The 17,967-nt window shown below is 66.8% G+C and carries 17 protein-coding genes; 7 read left to right on the forward strand and 10 right to left on the reverse strand.

Annotation, left to right across the window (positions count from 1 at the left end):
* Window positions 1-8 precede the first annotated feature (8 nt).
* The 5 genes from FR943_RS11710 to FR943_RS11730 form a co-directional block, all read right to left on the reverse strand.
* Window positions 9-1,262: an ATP-binding protein gene (locus FR943_RS11710; RefSeq protein WP_217157125.1), complete on the reverse strand. Its 1,254-nt coding sequence runs from the start codon at window positions 1,260-1,262 to the stop codon at window positions 9-11.
* A gap of 142 nt (window positions 1,263-1,404) precedes the next feature.
* On the reverse strand, window positions 1,405-1,818 hold the full coding sequence (locus FR943_RS11715; RefSeq protein WP_217158177.1) for a nuclear transport factor 2 family protein: 414 nt from the start codon (window positions 1,816-1,818) through the stop codon (window positions 1,405-1,407).
* Between the two features lie 11 nt (window positions 1,819-1,829).
* Entirely contained in the window at window positions 1,830-3,314 is a 1,485-nt protein-coding gene (locus tag FR943_RS11720) for an aldehyde dehydrogenase family protein (RefSeq protein ID WP_217157127.1), read from the reverse strand.
* Between the two features lie 168 nt (window positions 3,315-3,482).
* A complete protein-coding gene (locus FR943_RS11725; RefSeq protein ID WP_217157129.1) occupies window positions 3,483-4,040 on the reverse strand; it encodes a TetR/AcrR family transcriptional regulator in 558 nt (185 codons plus the stop codon).
* Between the two features lie 43 nt (window positions 4,041-4,083).
* Window positions 4,084-5,232 (reverse strand): phosphotransferase, encoded by a 1,149-nt coding sequence (locus FR943_RS11730; RefSeq protein ID WP_217157131.1) that lies wholly within the window; start codon window positions 5,230-5,232, stop codon window positions 4,084-4,086.
* Window positions 5,233-5,286: 54 nt separating this feature from the next.
* Here FR943_RS11730 and FR943_RS11735 point away from each other — a divergent pair, with 54 nt between their 5' ends.
* Entirely contained in the window at window positions 5,287-6,468 is a 1,182-nt protein-coding gene (locus tag FR943_RS11735) for a CaiB/BaiF CoA transferase family protein (protein ID WP_217157133.1), read from the forward strand.
* Here FR943_RS11735 and FR943_RS11740 read toward each other — a convergent pair.
* Window positions 6,456-8,669, reverse strand: coding sequence for a glycoside hydrolase family 3 C-terminal domain-containing protein (locus FR943_RS11740; protein ID WP_217157135.1), 2,214 nt, complete (start codon window positions 8,667-8,669; stop codon window positions 6,456-6,458). The genes FR943_RS11735 and FR943_RS11740 overlap by 13 nt on opposite strands.
* 36 nt (window positions 8,670-8,705) lie before the next feature.
* On the reverse strand, window positions 8,706-9,242 hold the full coding sequence (locus tag FR943_RS11745; RefSeq protein WP_217157137.1) for a TetR/AcrR family transcriptional regulator: 537 nt from the start codon (window positions 9,240-9,242) through the stop codon (window positions 8,706-8,708).
* Between the two features lie 87 nt (window positions 9,243-9,329).
* On the opposite strand from FR943_RS11745, the gene FR943_RS11750 reads away from it, so the two are divergent.
* The gene (locus FR943_RS11750) at window positions 9,330-10,586 is read left to right on the forward strand and encodes a cytochrome P450 (protein WP_217157138.1); all 1,257 of its coding nucleotides are present in this window, start codon (window positions 9,330-9,332) and stop codon (window positions 10,584-10,586) included.
* 11 nt (window positions 10,587-10,597) lie between these two features.
* The gene (locus FR943_RS11755; RefSeq protein WP_217157140.1) at window positions 10,598-10,789 is read left to right on the forward strand and encodes a ferredoxin; all 192 of its coding nucleotides are present in this window, start codon (window positions 10,598-10,600) and stop codon (window positions 10,787-10,789) included.
* Between the two features lie 69 nt (window positions 10,790-10,858).
* Here the strand turns inward: FR943_RS11755 and FR943_RS11760 are convergent, their stop codons facing one another.
* Window positions 10,859-12,088, reverse strand: a complete 1,230-nt coding sequence (locus FR943_RS11760) for a cytochrome P450 (protein ID WP_217157142.1) — start codon at window positions 12,086-12,088, stop codon at window positions 10,859-10,861.
* A gap of 29 nt (window positions 12,089-12,117) precedes the next feature.
* Here FR943_RS11760 and FR943_RS11765 point away from each other — a divergent pair, with 29 nt between their 5' ends.
* A complete protein-coding gene (locus tag FR943_RS11765; RefSeq protein WP_217157144.1) occupies window positions 12,118-13,026 on the forward strand; it encodes a cyclase family protein in 909 nt (302 codons plus the stop codon).
* Window positions 13,023-14,198: an alpha-hydroxy acid oxidase gene (locus FR943_RS11770; protein WP_217157146.1), complete on the forward strand. Its 1,176-nt coding sequence runs from the start codon at window positions 13,023-13,025 to the stop codon at window positions 14,196-14,198. The genes FR943_RS11765 and FR943_RS11770 overlap by 4 nt, the downstream gene beginning before the upstream one ends.
* Before the next feature lie 48 nt (window positions 14,199-14,246).
* Here FR943_RS11770 and FR943_RS11775 read toward each other — a convergent pair whose 3' ends face one another.
* Together FR943_RS11775 and FR943_RS11780 are read right to left on the reverse strand one after the other, a co-directional pair.
* A complete protein-coding gene (locus FR943_RS11775) occupies window positions 14,247-15,065 on the reverse strand; it encodes a thioesterase family protein (protein ID WP_217157148.1) in 819 nt (272 codons plus the stop codon).
* A 9-nt stretch (window positions 15,066-15,074) separates the two neighbouring features.
* On the reverse strand, window positions 15,075-15,938 hold the full coding sequence (locus FR943_RS11780; protein ID WP_217157150.1) for an SMP-30/gluconolactonase/LRE family protein: 864 nt from the start codon (window positions 15,936-15,938) through the stop codon (window positions 15,075-15,077).
* A gap of 76 nt (window positions 15,939-16,014) precedes the next feature.
* Between FR943_RS11780 and FR943_RS11785 the strand changes: the two genes are divergently transcribed.
* On the forward strand, window positions 16,015-16,719 hold the full coding sequence (locus FR943_RS11785; RefSeq protein ID WP_217157152.1) for an NIPSNAP family protein: 705 nt from the start codon (window positions 16,015-16,017) through the stop codon (window positions 16,717-16,719).
* 8 nt (window positions 16,720-16,727) lie between these two features.
* On the forward strand, window positions 16,728-17,966 hold the full coding sequence (locus FR943_RS11790) for a cytochrome P450 (protein WP_217157154.1): 1,239 nt from the start codon (window positions 16,728-16,730) through the stop codon (window positions 17,964-17,966).
* The last annotated feature ends 1 nt before the right edge of the window (window position 17,967 follow it).

Here is a 17,967-nt window from a genome sequence, read left to right on the forward strand (position 1 = left end):
GGTGATGGTCAGCCAAGCTCCCACAGGGCCGAAACCGGTACCGCCAGCATCTTTGGGCCGAACGGCAGTGTCTGCTGCCCGGTATAGAGCACGATCCCGACACGGAAGTCGTCGCCGGTGCGCTCTGCCAAGTGGTGTAGGCCGCGGAAGTCGTTGGATCCAACAGTGGATGCGGCTTTGACCCCAATGCCGACAACTTCTCCGCGGCGGTTTTCCAATACGGCGTCGACTTCGACCTGATCGCGGGTCCGGTAGTGAAAGAGCTCGACATCTTCGTCCGACCAACTACGTTGCCGGGCGAGTTCCATCACTGCGAAGTTCTCCAGGAGCGGTCCGAATTGGCCCGTCGGGCGAAGAAGGTTCCGTGCGTCCGCGCCGATCTGGTGTGCCGCGATACCGGAATCGACGAAGGCGACCTTCGGCGTACTGGTGGCTCGGGAACTGATGTTCCGTGACCACGCCGGAATCCGCTTGATCAGGAAGACCTCTTCCAAGAGTGCAAAATATCGCTTTACGGTGGACGCGCCGATCCCCAGTTCATTGCCGAGATTGGTGATGGACAGGAGTTGGCCCGACCGACCAGCGAGCATCCGCACCAGCGCATGCATTTCAGGTGTTCGCTCGATCTCGGTGAGCTGCTGGATATCTCGTGCAATCAGATCGCCGACATAAGAGCTGAAAAAGTTACGCCGCCGGCGTTCGTCTGATCGCGCAACGGCTTCCGGGAAGCCTCCGCGCACGACGCGCTGCGCGTAGTCTGCGCGGGTGACGGTGCTTGCGTGGCGCATTGAATCCCCGAGGCTGAATGCGGCATCGATGAACCTGTCCGGCATGTCCGAAATCTCGCCTTGAGAGAACGGCCACAACTCGATGGTCTCCATGCGGCCCACCAATGTGTCCGGGAGGGAACGCAATCCGAGGACCCGCGCCGATCCTGTGAGCAGGTAGCGCCCGGGTCTGGGGTCTTGGTCGACCTGCGCTTTTATGGCCAGGAGCAGGTCGGGGACACGTTGGATCTCATCGATCACCATCAATTGTTCGACGTCGACGAAGCCATCAGGGTCAGCCAGCGCAGATTGGCGACTTGTCGCGGAGTCCAGATCGCGCCATTCGGCATCACGATTCCTGGCTGCGAGCCGAACCAAGGTGCTCTTACCGCATTGTCGCGCCCCGTTGACCAGGACCACCCGGGTGTCTCCGAGTGCGGCGGATACCAATGACTGAGCATGTCTGGGGATCGGCTTGCCGAGTGGAGTGCGCATGTCACGCCCCTATGCGACCTAGGCAATGGTGGATCTGCCGCTAATCTAGTGGTGGATCTGCCGCTCATAATGTGGTGGATCTGCCGCTGAATGGCCGCGCGTGCACACGCGGAAATCGCGATTCGTGCGCACGGTCGACGACCTACTCCGGGGCGTTGGTAAACCAGAGGTTCTCCTCGCGCAGGCTGCGGCTGCGCCAGCCGTCGGGCGTGCGCACCAAATCGTGGTGGTAGTACCCGCCGCAGGCGCTCATCTCCGTCATGCCCGGAAGCTGCATGGGGTTGTAGAACATCGCCCGCACCGTCGCGACATCTCGGTCGCCCGCGAGGATCTCGATGTTGGTGATGTAGTGCATGCTCCACGGGATCACGCCGAAGTTTGCGGCGAACCAGTCGACGACATCGTCACGCTTACCCACCACCGCGCCGGCCGAGGAGTAGTCGATGACCGCGTCGTCGGTGAACACCGACCGGTACAGCTCCCAGTCCTTGGAATCGACGGCGCGGGCGTAGCGGTACAGCAGCGCCGATATTGCGGCGTGCTCGCTCAGGTCCATGGCTCGCCCGCTCACTCAGGCATGCCGATGGTCTTCGACTCGAAGTACTCCTTGAAGCCTTCCTCGCCGTTGCGTCGGCCCAGCCCGCTCTGCTTGGACCCGCCGAACGGGCTGTTGATGCCGAAGTGGCTACGGCTGTTGATCGTGACGTTGCCCGTGCGCATCCGTCGCGCAACGGCGAACGCCCGGTCCACGTCGGCCGACGAAACTTCCCCGGACAGACCGTAAATGGAGTTGTTGGCGATGGCGACCGCCTCGTCGTCGGTGTCATAGGGCGTGACGGTGAGCACCGGCCCGAAGATCTCCTCCTGGGCGACCTGCGAGTCGGGGTCGACGTCGGCGAGCAGCGTGGGTTGGGTGTAGTAACCAGTGGGCAGGTTCTCGGGAACACCACCGCCGGTGACCAATCGGGCTCCCGAGTCGATGCCGGATTTGATGAGCCCGAGCACCTTCTCGCGCTGGGTGGCGCTGATCTGCGGGCCCTGCATGATGCCCGGCGTCCACGGGTCGCCGACCGGGAAGTTCTCCATCGCGCCCTTGAGCAACTCGATGCCCTCGTCGTAGCGGCTGCGGGGGAGCAGGATCCGGCTGGGCAGGATGCAGGACTGCCCGCTCATGACGCACGCCATCATCGCCGCGATCGGCAGTGCGGAGTTGAAGTCGGCATCGTCGAGCACGATGTGGGCGGACTTGCCGCCGAGTTCCAGCAGCGTCTTCTTCACCGTGGGTGCACCGGCGGCCAGGATGGCGCGGCCGGTGGCGGTGGAGCCGGTGAAGGTGATCATGTCGACGCGCGGATCGGCCGACAGGGCGGCGCCGACTTCGTTGGCATTCGAGACGACGACGTTGAACACACCGGCCGGGATGTCGGTGTGCTCGGCGACGATGCGGCCCAACTCGGTGCCCGACCACGGTGTCAGCTGGGCGGGCTTGAGCACCACGGTGTTACCGGCCATCAGGGCCGGGACGGTCTCGGCGATGTTGAGGTAGAACGGCACGTTCCACGGGGTGATCGCGCCGACCACCCCGATGGGCTCATAGGCGATCTTGCGGTGCGCCGGCCCGAGCTGGGTCTGGTGCACGCCGTTGTCCACGACGTACTCGAAGTTCTTGCCGTGCTCGGCCCAGTGCTTGACCTCGCCGATCGGGTCCTCGATCTGGCTGCCGGTGACCGTCACGGGACAGCCCACCTCGGTGATCAACACCCGCCGCAGCCGTTCCTTCTCGGCCTCCAGCGCGTTGTGCAGCTGCGTCAGGCAGTGGTGGCGGAAATCGACATCGCGGCTCCAGTCGGTCTCGTCGAACGCGCGTCGTGCCGCGCCGACCGCGCGCTCCATGTCGGCCACCGTGCCATCGGTCGCCTGGCCGGCCACCTGCTCGCTGGCGGGGTGGATCACGTCGAATTTCGCACCGCTGCCGGTGTATTGGAGCTCCCCGTCGATCAGCATCCGCTCGTCGCCGGCGAGCACGCCCGTGTCGCTCTGCACCTGTGTCATAGGAGACAGCTTTACAAAATTTGTGGGTCGTGTCACCCCATTGACATGAGGATCGACGGCTGGCAAAGTCTCTGCGATCGTAGAGTGTCACGCCAGGGTGGCCGCCGGCGCCGAGGATCACTCCAGCGTGACGGAGCGGAGGTGCGTAGCGGCAAACGAGCAGACAGATCAGTTTGCGTCGGGCAGTTTGATGCCGACGGCGTGACGCAGCTGGGCCAGGAACTGGTCACCGTCATCGCTTCGCACGATGTAGTGCGAGACCGCCACCCGGATCGCGGTAGCGGCTTTGACCGGCGCGTTCGCCCCCGACAGGAGCTTGAGCAGCCGTGCGCGCATCAGCGGGATGACATTGGCCAGCTGCGCGATGACCACCTCGGGCTCGATGTCGACCAGTCGGACGCCGGAGTAGGACTGCTGGTACTGCACGATGAAGCGCAGTGCGGCGTCGAGCTTCTCGTTGCCGCGCAGGCCGACGGTGGCGCTGCTGATGCCCTGGTCGAACATCTCACGCTCATAGGTGCCGAATCCGGCCAGCAACTCCTGCTTGTCGGCGAACCAGCGGTACAGCGTGGGTCGGGACACGCCGGCCTGCAGCGCGACTTCGGAAAGACTCAGCTTCGTCTGCCCGCTGCGGGCCAGCACCTCTGCGGTGGCCGCCAGGATCCGGTGGCGCGTCGAGGTGTCCTCGGTTGATACGTCCCGCTGCGCGGGTGCAGGTTCATTCACGTCCAGCCCTTGGTTGATCGTGGTTCACCAAATGGTAGGACCATCAGAGCAACTTCTTGAGTATTGCCACAGTCTCCAGGTCGGCCAGGGCGGCCACGCCGCGTCTGGCCCCCTCGATGGCGATCCCCTCATCCTGCATGCCGCCGAGCCCGGCGGTGATCACCGGCGCCGCGTAGGCGTAGGTGGCACCCAGCCGATAGCGCTCCCACAACTCGTCGCGATCCAGCTCAGGGCCACCCGCGGCGGCCAGTGCCGCCCGATACACGTCGAGCAGGTCACGTTCGGCGGCCTGGCGGTCCGTCGTGGTCATGCTGGTGACCAGGGTGTAGGCCAGTTCGCGGCCCGGATGGCCGCGGCGCACGGCCTGCCAGTCGAGCAGCCCGGCCTCGCCATTGCGGAAGAACAGGTTGCCCGGGTGGGCGTCGCCGTGCATCACCGTGTGCGGTGGCCGGTCGAGCAGCTGGGCCGCCGCACGATAGTTCTCGTCGATGAACCGGCCGTCGGCCACCGGGATGTCGGTGCTCTCGGCCAGCCGTTTCGTCGACAGTTTGAGCAACCCGCCGGTCATCAGCGAAGTGTGATCGCCCGAAGCCGAGTAGAGCCAGCCCAGTGCCCCGGTGCCGCTGCGCGCCGGCAGCCGCCCCCAGAACGCCGCGTGCACCCGGGCGAGCAGCTCGACGGTCTGGGCGGCACGGTCCTTGTCCAATGGATGCAGGGTGTCGAGGAATTCGCAGGGGCTCAGCGACAGGTCTTCCAGTACCAGCACGTACCGGCCGGTCAGCGGATCGAAGGCGGCGCCGTGGGCGCGCGGTACTCCGGGCAGGCCGTGGGCCAGCTGCTGGTAGAAGCGCACCTCGGTGTGCCCCAGCCGGCCCAGTTCGCCCACCATCCGGGTGGCCGCGGTCGCGGCGGGCATCTTGACGAACACCGACTCGGGTACCTCGTCGTCGGGGTGACCGGTCAGTGCCAGCCGGGCGCGCGACGACGTGCCGGCGTCGCCTCCGAGCACGGATACCGATTCGATCCGGTAGCCGGTGAGCTTCGAGAGGTAGCCCGTGTCCAACTCGGCGACACTGCGGGGGAGTGCGCGCAGCCGCCCGATGGCCGTGTCGGTTGCGATACGTTGCACGCCGTGGCCGAGGTGTGCGACCAGTCCAGCGGCGGGGACCAAATGGCGGGCCGGTGTGAGCATTGGTCAAGTTTACAAATTAAGCGTCGTTTGTAAAGTAATGTCGGAAGGGTGGCGATGGCGGGTCCGATGGAGGGTTTCCGGGTCGTTGAACTCGGGGTGTGGGTGGCCGCGCCTGCGGCCGGGGCGCTGCTCGCCGACTGGGGTGCCGACGTCATCAAGATCGAACCGCCCTCGGGTGATCCGGCGAGGATGTTCGGCCGGATGCTCGGGCTGGATCCGGAGTTGGGGGTGGCGGCCAACCCGCCGTTCGAGATGGACAACCGGTCCAAACGCAGCGTGGTGCTCGACCTCGGTACCGACGACGGACGTCACACCGCGCTCGAACTGCTCTCCAGCGCAGATGTTTTCCTGACGAATGTGCGGCCGGCGGCGCTGCGGCGGCTGCGGCTGGATTTCGAGACCGTCGCGGCGCGCAACCCGCGCCTGGTCTATGGCCTGATCACCGGATACGGCCTGACCGGCCCCGAGGCGGATCGCGCGGCCTTCGACGTCGCGGCGTTCTGGGCCCGCGCGGGGCTGGCCGATCTGCTCACCCGCCCCGGCGACACGCCCCCGTTCCAGCGTGGCGGCATGGGCGATCACTCCGCCGGGACGACGCTGGCGGCGGCGGTCTGCGCTGCACTGCTGGCCCGGAACCGCACGGGGACCGGGCAATTGGTCACCACGTCGCTGTACCGTCAGGGCGCCTACACAGTGAGCTTCGACCTGAACACCGTGCTGATGAGCGGGCAGCAGATCGCCATCGGGCAGCGGGAGTCGATGGCCAACCCGTGCATGAACAACTACGCGGCCGGCGACGGAAAACGCTTCTGGGTGGTCGGGCTGCAAGCGGACCGGCACTGGCCCGTGCTGTGCCGGGTCGTCGGCCGCGAGGAGTGGTCGACCGATCCGCGTTTCGCCACGGCGCGTGACCGGTATGTCAACTCGCGCGAGTTGATCGCCGAACTCGACGCGATTTTTGCCGCCCATCCGATGGATCACTGGGCCGCGCGGTTCGACGCCGAATCCGACTTCTTCTGGTCGCCGATCAACAGCCTCGACGACGTCATCGCCGATGAGCAGTTCCACGCGGCCGGCGGCATTGTCGATGTCCCCGACGGGGATTCGGCGGTGCCGATGGTGGCCAGCCCGGCCGACTTCTCCGCCACACCGTGGCAGCCCCGCACGGTCGCCCCGGCACTCGGGGCCCACACCGACGAGGTCCTGGCCGAACTGCGCGGCGGTCAGGACCGCTGAGCGTTGATGGCTGCGAGCAGCGCGTCGAGCTGTTCGCGGGTGACCTTGCCTGCCGAAAATCCGGCCATCCGCCCGATCGGTACCGATTCCAACAACCGCAGCAGGTTGCCGCCGAGGGCGGACTCGTCGGTGCCGAACGGGGAGGCGGCACCCAGGACCGTCAGGATCGTCTGTGCCGCAACAGGATCAGCGAGAAGCTCACCCAGGGTCGATTCGCGGGTGAAGGGCCGACTCGCTGCGTCACCGTCCAACCGCACCGTCGCGGTCAACCGAAGGTCACGGCTCGACGCGCCGACGGACATCTCGTACTCCCCGGGCTCGAGCCGCCGGCGTCCGGCATCGGTGTCCCAGTACGCGAGGTCGGCTCGGCTGACGGGGATCTCGACGCCACGTCGCTCACCGGGAGCGACGGTGACGGAGGCGAACCCGCCCAGCCAGCGCGGTGGCCTGGCCACGCCGGACCGGGGCAGGCCGGCATACACCTGCACCACCTCCCGGCCCTCCCGGCGGCCGGTGTTGGCCACGGTCAGTCTGACCGACAGGCCCGCATCCGTCGGAGTGAGCTCAAGATCGGAGTACTCGAACCGGGTGTAGGACAGGCCGTGGCCGAAGGGGAACGCCACCGGCAGGTCCCGCGCGTCGTACCAGCGGTAGCCGACGAACATCCGCTCGCCGTAGACGGTATGACCCGACTCGGACGGGAAGTTCAGATAGGCCGGGCAATCCTGCAACCGCAGCGGCACCGTCTCGGCCAACCGGCCCGACGGGTTGACCACGCCGAACAGCACGTCGGCCAGCGCGCCGCCACCGGCCTGGCCCAGCAGCGCCCCGTCGAGGATCGCCGGCGCCAAGGCGCCGACGGTGTCCAGACGCACCACGCCGCCGTGGGACAGCACCACCACGGTGTTGGGTTGGACCTCGACGACGGCGCGCAGCAGATCGAGCTGGGCAGACGGCAGGTCGATGTGCTCGCGGTCGTAGCCCTCGGATTCCTCCTCGGGTGTCAGCCCGAGGAATACGATTGCCGCATCGGCAGATTCGGCAGCGGTCACCGCCGCGCCGACATCGTTACCTGGGCAGTAGTCGACCGGATGTTCGCCGGTGAACCGGCGGATCTCCTCGAGTGGAATGTCGAGCCGGGTCGGGTTCACATGGGAGCTGCCGCCACCCTGATACCTCGGCTCGCGCGCGAATTCGCCGATGACCACCAGCGGGCATGGCGCCAGCGGCAGCACGTCGCGGTCATTCTTCAACAGCACGATGGCCTCACCGGCCGCCTCCCGCGCCAGTGCGTGATGGGCAGCGGCATCGAATCCTGTCGGTTGCGAGGGTGTTTCGATGACCTGCTGCGTCAGGTGGACGACCCGTCGGGCAGCGCGGGCGACGGCGTCCGCACCCAGGCGCCCGGCCCGCACCGCACGCACCACCTCGGCGTCGGAGACACCGCCGGTCGTGGGCATCTCCAGATCCAGGCCGGCGGCCACCGCCGCGACCCGATCGGCCACCGCGCCCCAGTCGCTGACCACCACGCCGTCGAAGCCCCACTCGTCGCGCAGCACCGTGGTGAGCAGCCAGCGGTTCTCCGCCGCGTAGACCCCGTTGATCCGGTTGTAGGAACACATCACGGTCCATGGCCGAGCCTGGCGCACCACGATCTCGAATGTCCGCAGATAGATCTCCCGTAACGTGCGCACGTCGACGTCCGAGCTGGCCCGCATCCGGTCGTGTTCGGCGTTGTTGGCCGCGAAATGCTTGACCGAGGCCGCCACGCCCCGACTCTGCACCCCGCGTACCCATGCCGCCCCGAGTGTCCCGGACAGGTACGGATCCTCCGAGTAGTACTCGAAATTGCGCCCACAGCGCGGGTCACGTTTGATGTTGACCCCCGGACCCAGCAGCACATGGACGCCGAGTGCACGGCACTCGTCACCGAGCGCCCGGCCGATGCGCTCGATGAGTTCGGGATCCCAGGTCTGGCTCAGGCCGACGGCGGGAGGAAAGCAGGTGGCCGGCTCGCTGGCGGACAGCCCCAGATGATCTGTGGCGCTGCCGGATTGCCTGCGCACCCCGTGCGGTCCGTCGGTCAGCACCACCGGCGGCAGTGCACCGATCGGCTTTGTGGTCCAGAAGCTCGCTCCGCTGCCGAGGGCGGCCTGTGCGGAAAGGTCCAGCCCGGCGATGAGATCAGCAGCGTCAGTCACCGGCCCCAGCGTAGCGCGGGGTGCGGAATGCGCAGTTCACTGCGGGTTTTTGGCTCTGGCGGCGTGGCGCAGCTGGGCCAGGAAATCGTCGGCGTCATCGCTGCGCACCAAGTAATGGCTGACCGCCACCCGTACCGCGGTGGCCGCGGCCAGGTCTGCGTCGGTTCCGGTGGTCAACCGCTGCAGGCGTTCGCGCATCAGCGGGATGACCTGGGCCAGCCGCCTGATGACGTGTTCGGGCTCGATATCGACCATGCGCAGCCCGGGATAGGACTGTTGGTATTCGACGACGGTACGCAGCGCCGCGTCCAGGTGTTCGCGCTCGGGCAGGTCGGCGGCGGCCTGGGCCACGGACTGCTCGTAAACCTTGCGCTCCCACACCACGAACGCATCGAGGAGTTCCTGTTTGGAGGCGAACCAGCGATACAGGGTGGGCCGCGACACCCCGGCCTGTGCAGCGACCTCCGACAGGCTGAGCTTGGTCATCCCGTTGGTACCGAGAACTTCGGCGGTGGCGGCCAGAATTCGGCCGCGGGTGCTGCTGTCGTCGTCGAGACACGTTTCGTCCGCCATGCCCACAGCTTTACAAACTATCGCCGGACTGTCACGCTATTTCGTGGCGCGACACAGCCGTCGGACGCCCGTGCAGGAGGACATACCGTGACAGTTGCCAGCTCGCCGCAGGCACGCGAATACAGCCCATTCGACATCACATCGCACGACTTCTGGAGCCAGCCGTTCGCTAAACGCGACGAAACGTTCGCGCAGTTGCGCGCCGGGGAAGGCCTGAGCTGGCATCAGCCGCTCTCGAGCCTCTTCGACGTCGAAGAACCGGGTTTTTGGGCGATCACCCGCCGCGCCGACGTTCAGTTCGTGAGCCAGCACCCGGAGCTGTTCACCTCGACCAAGGGTGTGGCGCTCGATCCGATGCCGGCCGACGTGCAGAAGTTCGCCACGTTCTTCCTGATGATGGATCCGCCGGAGCACACCACCTACCGGCGGCTGATCAGCTCGGCGTTCACCCCGCGCAATGTGCGCCGCATCGAGGAGCAGATCCAGGCCAATGCGGTCTCGATCGTCGACGATCTGATCGGGGCCGGCGATGTCGACTTCGTCGAGGCGTGTTCGGCGCAACTGCCGATGCGGACGATCTCGGACATGCTCGGTGTGCCCACCGCCGATCAGCCCGCACTGGCCAAGGCCGCCGAGAAGCTGTTCAGCATGAGCGACGACGAATACTCGTCGCTCGAAGAGCGGGCCATGGCCACCATCAACGAGATCATGCTGATCTCGAACACCGGCATCGAACTGGCGAAGTTCCGCCGGGCCAATCCCGGTGACGATCTGATGACCAGCATCGTCAACGCCGAGGTCGACGGGCACCGGCTCAGCGACGAGGAGATCGGGGCGTTCCTGATCCTGCTGGCCTCGGCCGGTAACGACACCACCAAGCAGACCACCACCCACGCGATGATGGCGCTGGCCGCGCACCCCGACCAAAAAGACTGGCTGTTGGAGGATTTCGACAACCGAATCGGTTTGGCCACCGAGGAGTTCGTGCGGTGGGCCACCCCGGTGATCCAGTTCGCCCGGCACGCCACCGAGGACGTCGAGCTGGCCGGACAGCGCATCAGTGCCGGCGACAAGGTGGGGCTGTTCTACTGCTCGGCCAACCGCGACGAGTCGGTGTTCACCGACCCGCAGCGGTTCGACGTGAGCCGTTCGCCCAACCCGCAGGTCGGGTTCGGCGGCGGTGGTCCACACTTCTGCCTGGGCAATCAGTTGGCCAAAACCGAACTGCGGCACCTGTTCCGCGAGCTGCTGACCCGGCTGAAGTCCGTCGAGTTCGGCGAACCCGAACTGCTCTACAGCAGCTTTGTGCACGGCATCAAGCGCGTGCCCGCACACCTCCAGTAGCCGGGGTGAACATGCGGGTAGAGGTCGATCTGGGCAAGTGCACCGGGCACGGCATCTGCGAATCCATCGCCGAGGACGTGTTCGAGGTCTCCGACGAGGGCATGGTGCGCATTCACGGTGACGATCAGCCGGAAACCGACCGGGAACGGATCCAGCTGGCCGTCGCTCAGTGCCCGGCCGGGGCTCTGCGGCTGCAGGGATAGGTGCCGAGTGGCCAGTTGTGTCACACGATCTCTGGAGAAGCCGTGTCATAACTGGCCTTTGGACAGGAGTCAGGCAGCCGCCACCAGCACTTGGCGCGGGCCGCGCACGGTGTAGTTGGTGCCGTAGTCCAGCGGGCCGGCCAACTGCCAGTCGCCGACGGTCTCGATGAGTTCCTCGAGGAAGATCTGGGCCTCCAGCCGGGCCAGGTTCATGCCGAGGCAGCTGTGCAGGCCGAAGGCGAAACCCAGGTGCGATAGCTTGCGACGGGTGATGTCGAACGTGTCGGGGTCCTCCCACCGCTGCGGATCGCGGTTGGCCGCACCCAGCAGCAAGGTGATCCGCTCGCCATCGCCGATCCGGATGTCGCCGACGGTCGCGGACTCGCCCATCGCGTCACGAAAGATGGAGTGCGACACCGTTTCGTGACGGTGGACTTCTTCCACCGCGTCGAGTGCCAAGCCGCGATCGGACTGAAGGATCCGGCGTTGATCAGGGTGGGCGGCCAGGGTCGCGACGATCTGGGCCAACAGCTTGGCGGTGGTCTCGTTGCCGGCGAACACCAACTGGGTGTTGCTGGCCACGATCTCCTGCTCGGTCATGTGCTCACAGGCGTATTCGTGGGCGACCATCGTCCCGATCAGATCCCACTCGTCGGCCACGGGGCAGCTTCGGCGCGGCAGCTCGTCGCGGATGTAGGAGTTCAGTTGTGCGGTAGCGTGTTTCCCGGCCGCGATCAGTTCCGCGCCGTGCTCGTTGGGCATGCTATAACCCTCGGCGGAGGCCCCCATGGCATCGCTCCACGCGGTGAACTGGGCCACCATTGCCGGTTCCACCCCGAGCATGTGCGCGATCACCTCGGTGGGGATGCCGCGGGTGAGCTCGGAGACCACCTCGACGGTCTCGCCATCACGCAACCGGGCGGTCACCGGATCCAGCCGGGCCCGCACGATTTCGGTGATCACCGGGCGCAGCCGGGCCAGCGTCCGTGGCCGGAAGTCGCCGGACCAGATGGATCGGATCCGGTCGTGGTGGGGGCCGTCGTAGAACTCCATCGTAGGGCCGCCGAACACCGCTGCGTGCTCCATCTGGCCGCGCTCGGATCCGAAAATCTCAGGCGCACTCAGGATCTGCTTGTTCAGGTCGAAGTCGCTGACCATCCAGCGGTTGATCCGTTCGTTGAAGACGACTCCGCCGAGGCCTCGGATCTCGCGGTAGCGTGCCCACGGGTCGGCGACGAACGCCGGATCGGTGGTGTCGAAGGACAACAACGGAAAGTGGGCCGCGACCATAGCTGCCATGTTGACAATGTTGTGCCATTCTGTAAAGCGTGAGTTTCAAAGACCTGGGGCGCGAACTGTCCAACTGGGGCCGGTGGGGGCCCGACGACCAGATCGGCACCCTCAACCTCGTCACACCGCAGCACGTACAGGCGGCCGCCCGCGAGGTGCGCTCGGGCAAGGTGTTTCAGCTCAGCATCCCCGTCGGCAAGGACGGCCCGCAGAGCGGGATCGGCGGCCGGCTCAACCCGGTGCACCTGATGTCGATGCAGCCCGGCGACTGGGAACCGCACGGGCTGCAGGTCGCCGACGACTGGATCATCATGCCGCTGCAGTCGGGCACCCAGTGGGACGCACTGTCCCACGTCGCCTACGACGACAAGCTCTACAACGGCTATCCCACCGACCAGGTCGGTACCCGGGCCGGGGCCCGGCAATTGGCCGTCGACGCCTTCACCGATCGCATTGCCGGTCGCGGCGTGCTGCTCGACATCGCCCGGCTGCACGGGGTGGACTGGCTCGAGGGTGGCACCGCCATCACACCGGACGACCTGGAAGCTGCCGAACGAGCCCAGGGCGTCACCGTCGGCGAAGCCGACTTCCTGCTGGTGCGTACCGGGTGGCGGGGCCGGCTGCTGGCGCAGGGACGCGAGGACTGGATGTCCACCGAGCCGGGCCTGGGCATCGACTGTGCGCGCTGGCTGCGGGACCGCTCGGTTGCCGCAGTGGGGAGCGACAACTGGGCCATCGAGGTGATCCCCAGTGAGACGGGGGAGACACTGCCGCTGCACTGCGTACTGATCCGCGACATGGGCATGCCGCTGGCGGAGATCCTCGATCTCGACGCCCTGGCCGGCGAGTGCGCCGCCGACGGGGTGTGGAGTTTCCTGTTCGTGGCGCCGCCGCTGCACATCGCCAATGCGGTCGGATCACCGGTCACCCCCATCGCGATCAAATGAGCCCGGCATTCCAGTACCGGCTGCGCACCCCGGTGCCGCTGGTCAGCATCGACGACCACCGTCGCGCGGCCCGCCGGGCGCTGCCCACCATGGTGTGGGCCTATCTCGACGGCGGCGCCGAAGACGAGCGCACGGTGCGGAACAACCGCGCAGCCTTCGCCAATTGGCAGCTGCGCCAACGGGTCCTGGCCGGATACCCGGGCGCGGAGCTGGGCGTGACGATCGACGGCCAGCGTCTGGAGTTGCCGGTGCTGCTGGCGCCCACCGGTCTCACCGGCCTGGCGCACTGGTCGGGTGAGTTGGCCGCCGCGCAGGCGGCCGAGCGGGCCGGCACCCGGCTCACATTATCGACGGCCTCGTCGTACTCCATCGAGGAGGTGGCGGCCGGAACCGCCGAGGACCACTGGTTCCAGCTGTATCCCTGGGGTGACGGCGCGTTCTCCGACTCGATGCTCGGCCGGGCTCGCGATGCCGGGTACCGCACCCTGGTGGTGACGGTCGATGTTCCGGTGCAGGGCAACCGCACCGGGGAACGGCGCACCGGAATGGGACATCCGCCGATCCTCACCCCGCGCCGTATCGCCGACGCCGCGATCCGGCCGCGCTGGTGGTATGGGCTGCTGCGGCAACAGCGCATGACGATGCGCAGCCTGACCCACACCGCGGGCGCGAAAGGCGCGGTGGAATCCGTCAGCATCCAGAACCGCCGGATCCGGCCAGACTTGAGTTGGCCCGACGTGGCGGCGCTGCGGGAACGCTGGGACGGCCCGTTCGTGGTCAAAGGCGTGCTGGAACCCGAGGACGCGCTACGCGCGGTCGAATTGGGCGCGACCGGGGTGGTGGTGTCCAATCACGGTGGGCGCCAACTCAATGGCGTGCGTGCATCGATTGACGCGCTGCCCGACATCGCCGACGCGATCGGCGGGCGCGCCACGGTGCTGCTGGACAGCGGCGTGCGGTGCGGCACCGACGTGGTCACCGCGCTGGCATTGGGCGCTGATGCGGTGATGATCGGCCGGCCCTACCTCTACGGGCTGGCAGTGGCCGGTGGCGCGGGAGTGAGCGCGGTGCTCGACATCCTGGCCGCCGAGATCCGGTCCACATTGACCCTGATGGGGGTGGCGGGCGTTGCCGAGTTGACCCCCGCACACCTGCGGCGAGCAGACAGGTAGGTACCCGAAAATGGCCCCGCGCGGGTACCGAAGTGTCTGCTCGGCGTATCAGGCTTTCGGTGGGCGGGGCCGCACCAGCACCGCCTGCTGGATCGCGCCCACCGCACCGGCCTGATCGAACAACGTCCCCACGGTGGTGGCGATACCGTCGGGGCCGTAATTGGTCTCGGCGCGGATCCCGATCCACTCCCCGTCGGGCACCCGGTGGACGTGCACCACCAGGTCGGTGTTGAGGAACGTCCACTTGCGGATGTCGATCTTCGACCCGATGCCGTTGGCGTCATCGGCGACCGTGAACAACCGCTGCAGCGGCGTCATCGACTCGTCCTTGACCAGATCGACCGTCGGCTTCAGCCAGGACTCACCGGGGCCCGGTGCCTGCGGCACGGTCAGCCACCGCCAATCCAGGCTGTGCACATAGTTGGGTTCCCAGTTCTTGGCCATGTCGCGGCTGCGCGCCTGCTCCAGTGGCGGCAGCGGCTCGACGCCGGTATGCGCGACGGCACTGGTGTCCAGCTGCAGCATCCGCCACCCGCCGGCCCGGGCCACCACCCTTGGCGCACCGTCGGGTCCGGGTGCGAGCATCTCGGCGCTGATCAGTTCGATCTGCTTGCCCGGCCGTTCCACCTGCGCACGCACCCACAGGTCGCCCTCGGACGGCACACCGCCCATCAGATCGATGGCCACCCGGCTCAACCGGGTGTCGGCGCGCTGCTCACAGCGTTCCAGGGCGCGCACCAACAGCGCCGACACCGGCGCACCATGCTGGATCGCTGCCGACCAGGTGCCGCGCGCCATATCGGTGGCAGCAAACTTCTCACCGATCGCGTCGTGCTCATCGATCAGCTCGTAATACGAGTCAGACATGTCTACCTGTCAGTGGTGGTGATGGTGGGTGGCGTGCTCGCCCGGTGCCGGGGTGTCGACCAGGCGGGTGTCGATCCGTGACAGCTTGGTCCCGATCAACCGTTCCGGATAGGCGTCGGTGGTGGTGACCAGGAACAGGGTGCGTCCCTCGCTACCGCCCAGCGCGGGCGCGATCGCCATCCGCCCGCCGGTGTCGAGGCGATGGGTGATCTCGGAACCGTCGGGGGCGATGCGCTGAAACTGCTGGGCCAGGGTCAGTGCCGCCCACACCCCGACCTCGGCGTCGATCGCGATGCCGTCGGGTGGGCCGTCGAGTCCGTCGACGAACACCCGCCGGTCGGTCAGCGTGCCGTCGGGGGACAGGGTGAACGCGGTGAGCCGGCGTGCGGTGGACTCCGCGACGATCAGAGTGGTGCCATCGGGGGTGATCGCCATGCCGTTGGGAAAGTCCAGACCGTCGGCAACCACCACAGGTTCGGCATCGGGATCGAGACGCACGATCACGCCGCCGCTGCGGGCTTGGGATCCCACGTAGGCGCGACCGTGCTCGTCGATCACCATGTCACCGAGGTCCGCGGGGACCAGATGGCTGAGGTCGGCCAGCAGCGCGACCGTGTCGCCGTCGTAGCGCAGCACCTGGCGGCGCTGGGTGGAGACGATCAGCAGGGTGCCGTCGGGCCGAAAACCCAACCCGGACGGTGAATGTCCGGGCACAGGCAGGGTCGTCATCGCACCCGACAGGGTGACCGTGTGCACGGCCTCGCCCAGCATGTCGGAGAACCACAGCAGACCTTCGAACCAGCGTGGGCCCTCACCGAAACAGAAGCCGTGTGCCAGTTCGGTTGTCCCGGCCTCGTCAGTTCCCGCGGTCATATCCCCCTGCCTTTACAAAACACGGCTCAAGTGTCACGCTCGCAGTGTGTCACTGTCAACCACCGGAGCGCAGTAGATGAAGAAGTACTACGGCCACACCCTGCTATATCTGCACGAGACCATCGATCTGGGCTCGGGGCGGACCGATAATTTCACCGAGGTTTTCGGCGAGGTCTATCAGCCGATGATGGAGGACCTGGGCGCCCGACTGTTCGCGGTGTGGGAGACCACGCCCTACAACGGTCACTGGCCGCAGGTGACGATCATCTGGGAGATCGACGCATTCGCCGACTATGCCCGGATCGGCAAGGCTCAGGCCGCGGGCGGCAGCCACGAGAAGCCGGCACTGCAGTGGGCGGCCTACCTGTCCGAGCTCGGGGCCCGCGGTGAGGGCCGAATCATGTACGCCGGCAAGTACAACAGGACGCTGGCGCAGTTGCAGGAGTCCGGATTCCGGGCCGGCCTGGTGATCCAGGAGATCATGGAGACCAAGCCCGGCCGTCAGGACGACTACATCCGTGAGCTGGAGCGGTTGTATGTGCCCTGGTCGGAGAGCACCGGCAAACGCTGGCTGGGCTCGTTCATCACCACGTTCCGGTTCAACGAGGTGATCCATTACTGGGCGCTCGACGACGACTGGGACTGCTTCGAGAACCATTACCCGTCATGGAAGGGCGACCCGCCCGCGGAGATCGTCACCTGGATGAGTGTGGCCCCCGCGCTTCGCGACGGCTGGGAGGATTCGATTCTGTCGGCCTTGCCGCCGTCACCGCTGAAGTAGAGGCGGTCATGAACTCGACGAAACAGCCCGTGCAGCAGAATTTCACCTACGATCCGTTCGATCCGGACGTGATGGCCGACCCGCTGCCGTACTACCGGATCCTGCGCGACGAACACCCGGTGTACTACATCGAGAAGTGGGACACCTACGCATTGTCCCGGTTCGACGACATCTGGAACGTGCTCGGCGTCAACGACGGAACGTTCGTCGCATCCGAGGGCACCCTGCCGGCGGCGAACGTGCTGGCGCAGCGTAATGACGGCGCAGTGCCCGATCCTCCGTTGCACCCCATGCCTTTTCACGCCAACTTCGACTCGCCGATCTACGAGAACGTACGCAAGTGCACGTCCTCGCAGTTCCGCATCCGCACGGTGCCCAAGCTGGCCGACCGGATCCGGACCCTGGCCAACGAGCGGCTCGACGAGTTGCTCCCGCGCGGTTCGTTCGACCTCACGCAGGACTACGGAGGGATCGTCGCGGCGTCGATGGTCTGCGATTTCGTCGGCCTGCCGGTCGATCTCGCGCCGGACGTACTGGCCACGGTGAACGCCGGCAGTTTGGCGCAGCCGGGGGAGGGAGTCGAAGTCGGCAACGCCCGGCCCGGTTACCTGTCCTATCTCACCCCGATCATCGAACGCCGCCGGGCCGAGGGGCACGACGGCAGCGTGCCGATCGCCGACAGCCTGATCGAATACCGGCTGCCCGACGGGTCGGCGTTGAACGACATGGAAGCCGCCGTGCAGATGCTCGGGGTGTTCATCGGTGGTACCGAAACCGTGCCGAAGATCACCGCGACCGGGCTGTGGCAATTGTTGCGACACCCCGACCAATTGGCCGCGGTGCGTGCCGATCTCGACGCCAACGTACCGGTCGCCCGCGAAGAGATCATCCGGTACAGCGCGCCGGCGCAGTGGTTCGCCCGAACGGTGCGCCGGCCCTACACCATTCACGGCACCACCATCCATCCCGGTCAACGCGTCATCACGCTGTTGGCCTCAGCTGCCCGGGACGAACGGGAGTACGACAATCCGGACGATTTCGTGTGGAACCGGCCCATCGACCGCTTGCTGTCGTTCGGCCATGGACAGCACTTCTGCCTCGGCGTGCACGTGGCCCGCCTCGAGATCACCATCATGATTCAGGAGTTCCTCAAGCGCGTGCCCGAGTACCGCATCGACGAAGCCGCGGCATCCCGGCCGCCGTCAAGCTTTCAGTGGGGCTGGAACAACATCCCGGTGGAGGTCTGAC

Source organism: [Mycobacterium] fortunisiensis (assembly GCF_019050325.1).
Classification (GTDB): domain Bacteria; phylum Actinomycetota; class Actinomycetes; order Mycobacteriales; family Mycobacteriaceae; genus Mycobacterium; species Mycobacterium fortunisiensis.

Coding starts and splice junctions, on each gene's coding strand:
- FR943_RS11710 (WP_217157125.1), bottom strand. CDS start 1,262: ATGCGCACTCCACTCGGCAAGCCGATCCCCAGACATGCTCAGTCATTG.
- FR943_RS11770 (WP_217157146.1), top strand. CDS start 13,023: ATGAGCCCGGCATTCCAGTACCGGCTGCGCACCCCGGTGCCGCTGGTC.
- FR943_RS11775 (WP_217157148.1), bottom strand. CDS start 15,065: ATGTCTGACTCGTATTACGAGCTGATCGATGAGCACGACGCGATCGGT.
- FR943_RS11780 (WP_217157150.1), bottom strand. CDS start 15,938: ATGACCGCGGGAACTGACGAGGCCGGGACAACCGAACTGGCACACGGC.
- FR943_RS11790 (WP_217157154.1), top strand. CDS start 16,728: ATGAACTCGACGAAACAGCCCGTGCAGCAGAATTTCACCTACGATCCG.
- FR943_RS11755 (WP_217157140.1), top strand. CDS start 10,598: ATGCGGGTAGAGGTCGATCTGGGCAAGTGCACCGGGCACGGCATCTGC.
- FR943_RS11785 (WP_217157152.1), top strand. CDS start 16,015: ATGAAGAAGTACTACGGCCACACCCTGCTATATCTGCACGAGACCATC.
- FR943_RS11760 (WP_217157142.1), bottom strand. CDS start 12,088: ATGGCAGCTATGGTCGCGGCCCACTTTCCGTTGTTGTCCTTCGACACC.
- FR943_RS11730 (WP_217157131.1), bottom strand. CDS start 5,232: ATGCTCACACCGGCCCGCCATTTGGTCCCCGCCGCTGGACTGGTCGCA.
- FR943_RS11715 (WP_217158177.1), bottom strand. CDS start 1,818: ATGGACCTGAGCGAGCACGCCGCAATATCGGCGCTGCTGTACCGCTAC.
- FR943_RS11735 (WP_217157133.1), top strand. CDS start 5,287: ATGGCGGGTCCGATGGAGGGTTTCCGGGTCGTTGAACTCGGGGTGTGG.
- FR943_RS11720 (WP_217157127.1), bottom strand. CDS start 3,314: ATGACACAGGTGCAGAGCGACACGGGCGTGCTCGCCGGCGACGAGCGG.
- FR943_RS11745 (WP_217157137.1), bottom strand. CDS start 9,242: ATGGCGGACGAAACGTGTCTCGACGACGACAGCAGCACCCGCGGCCGA.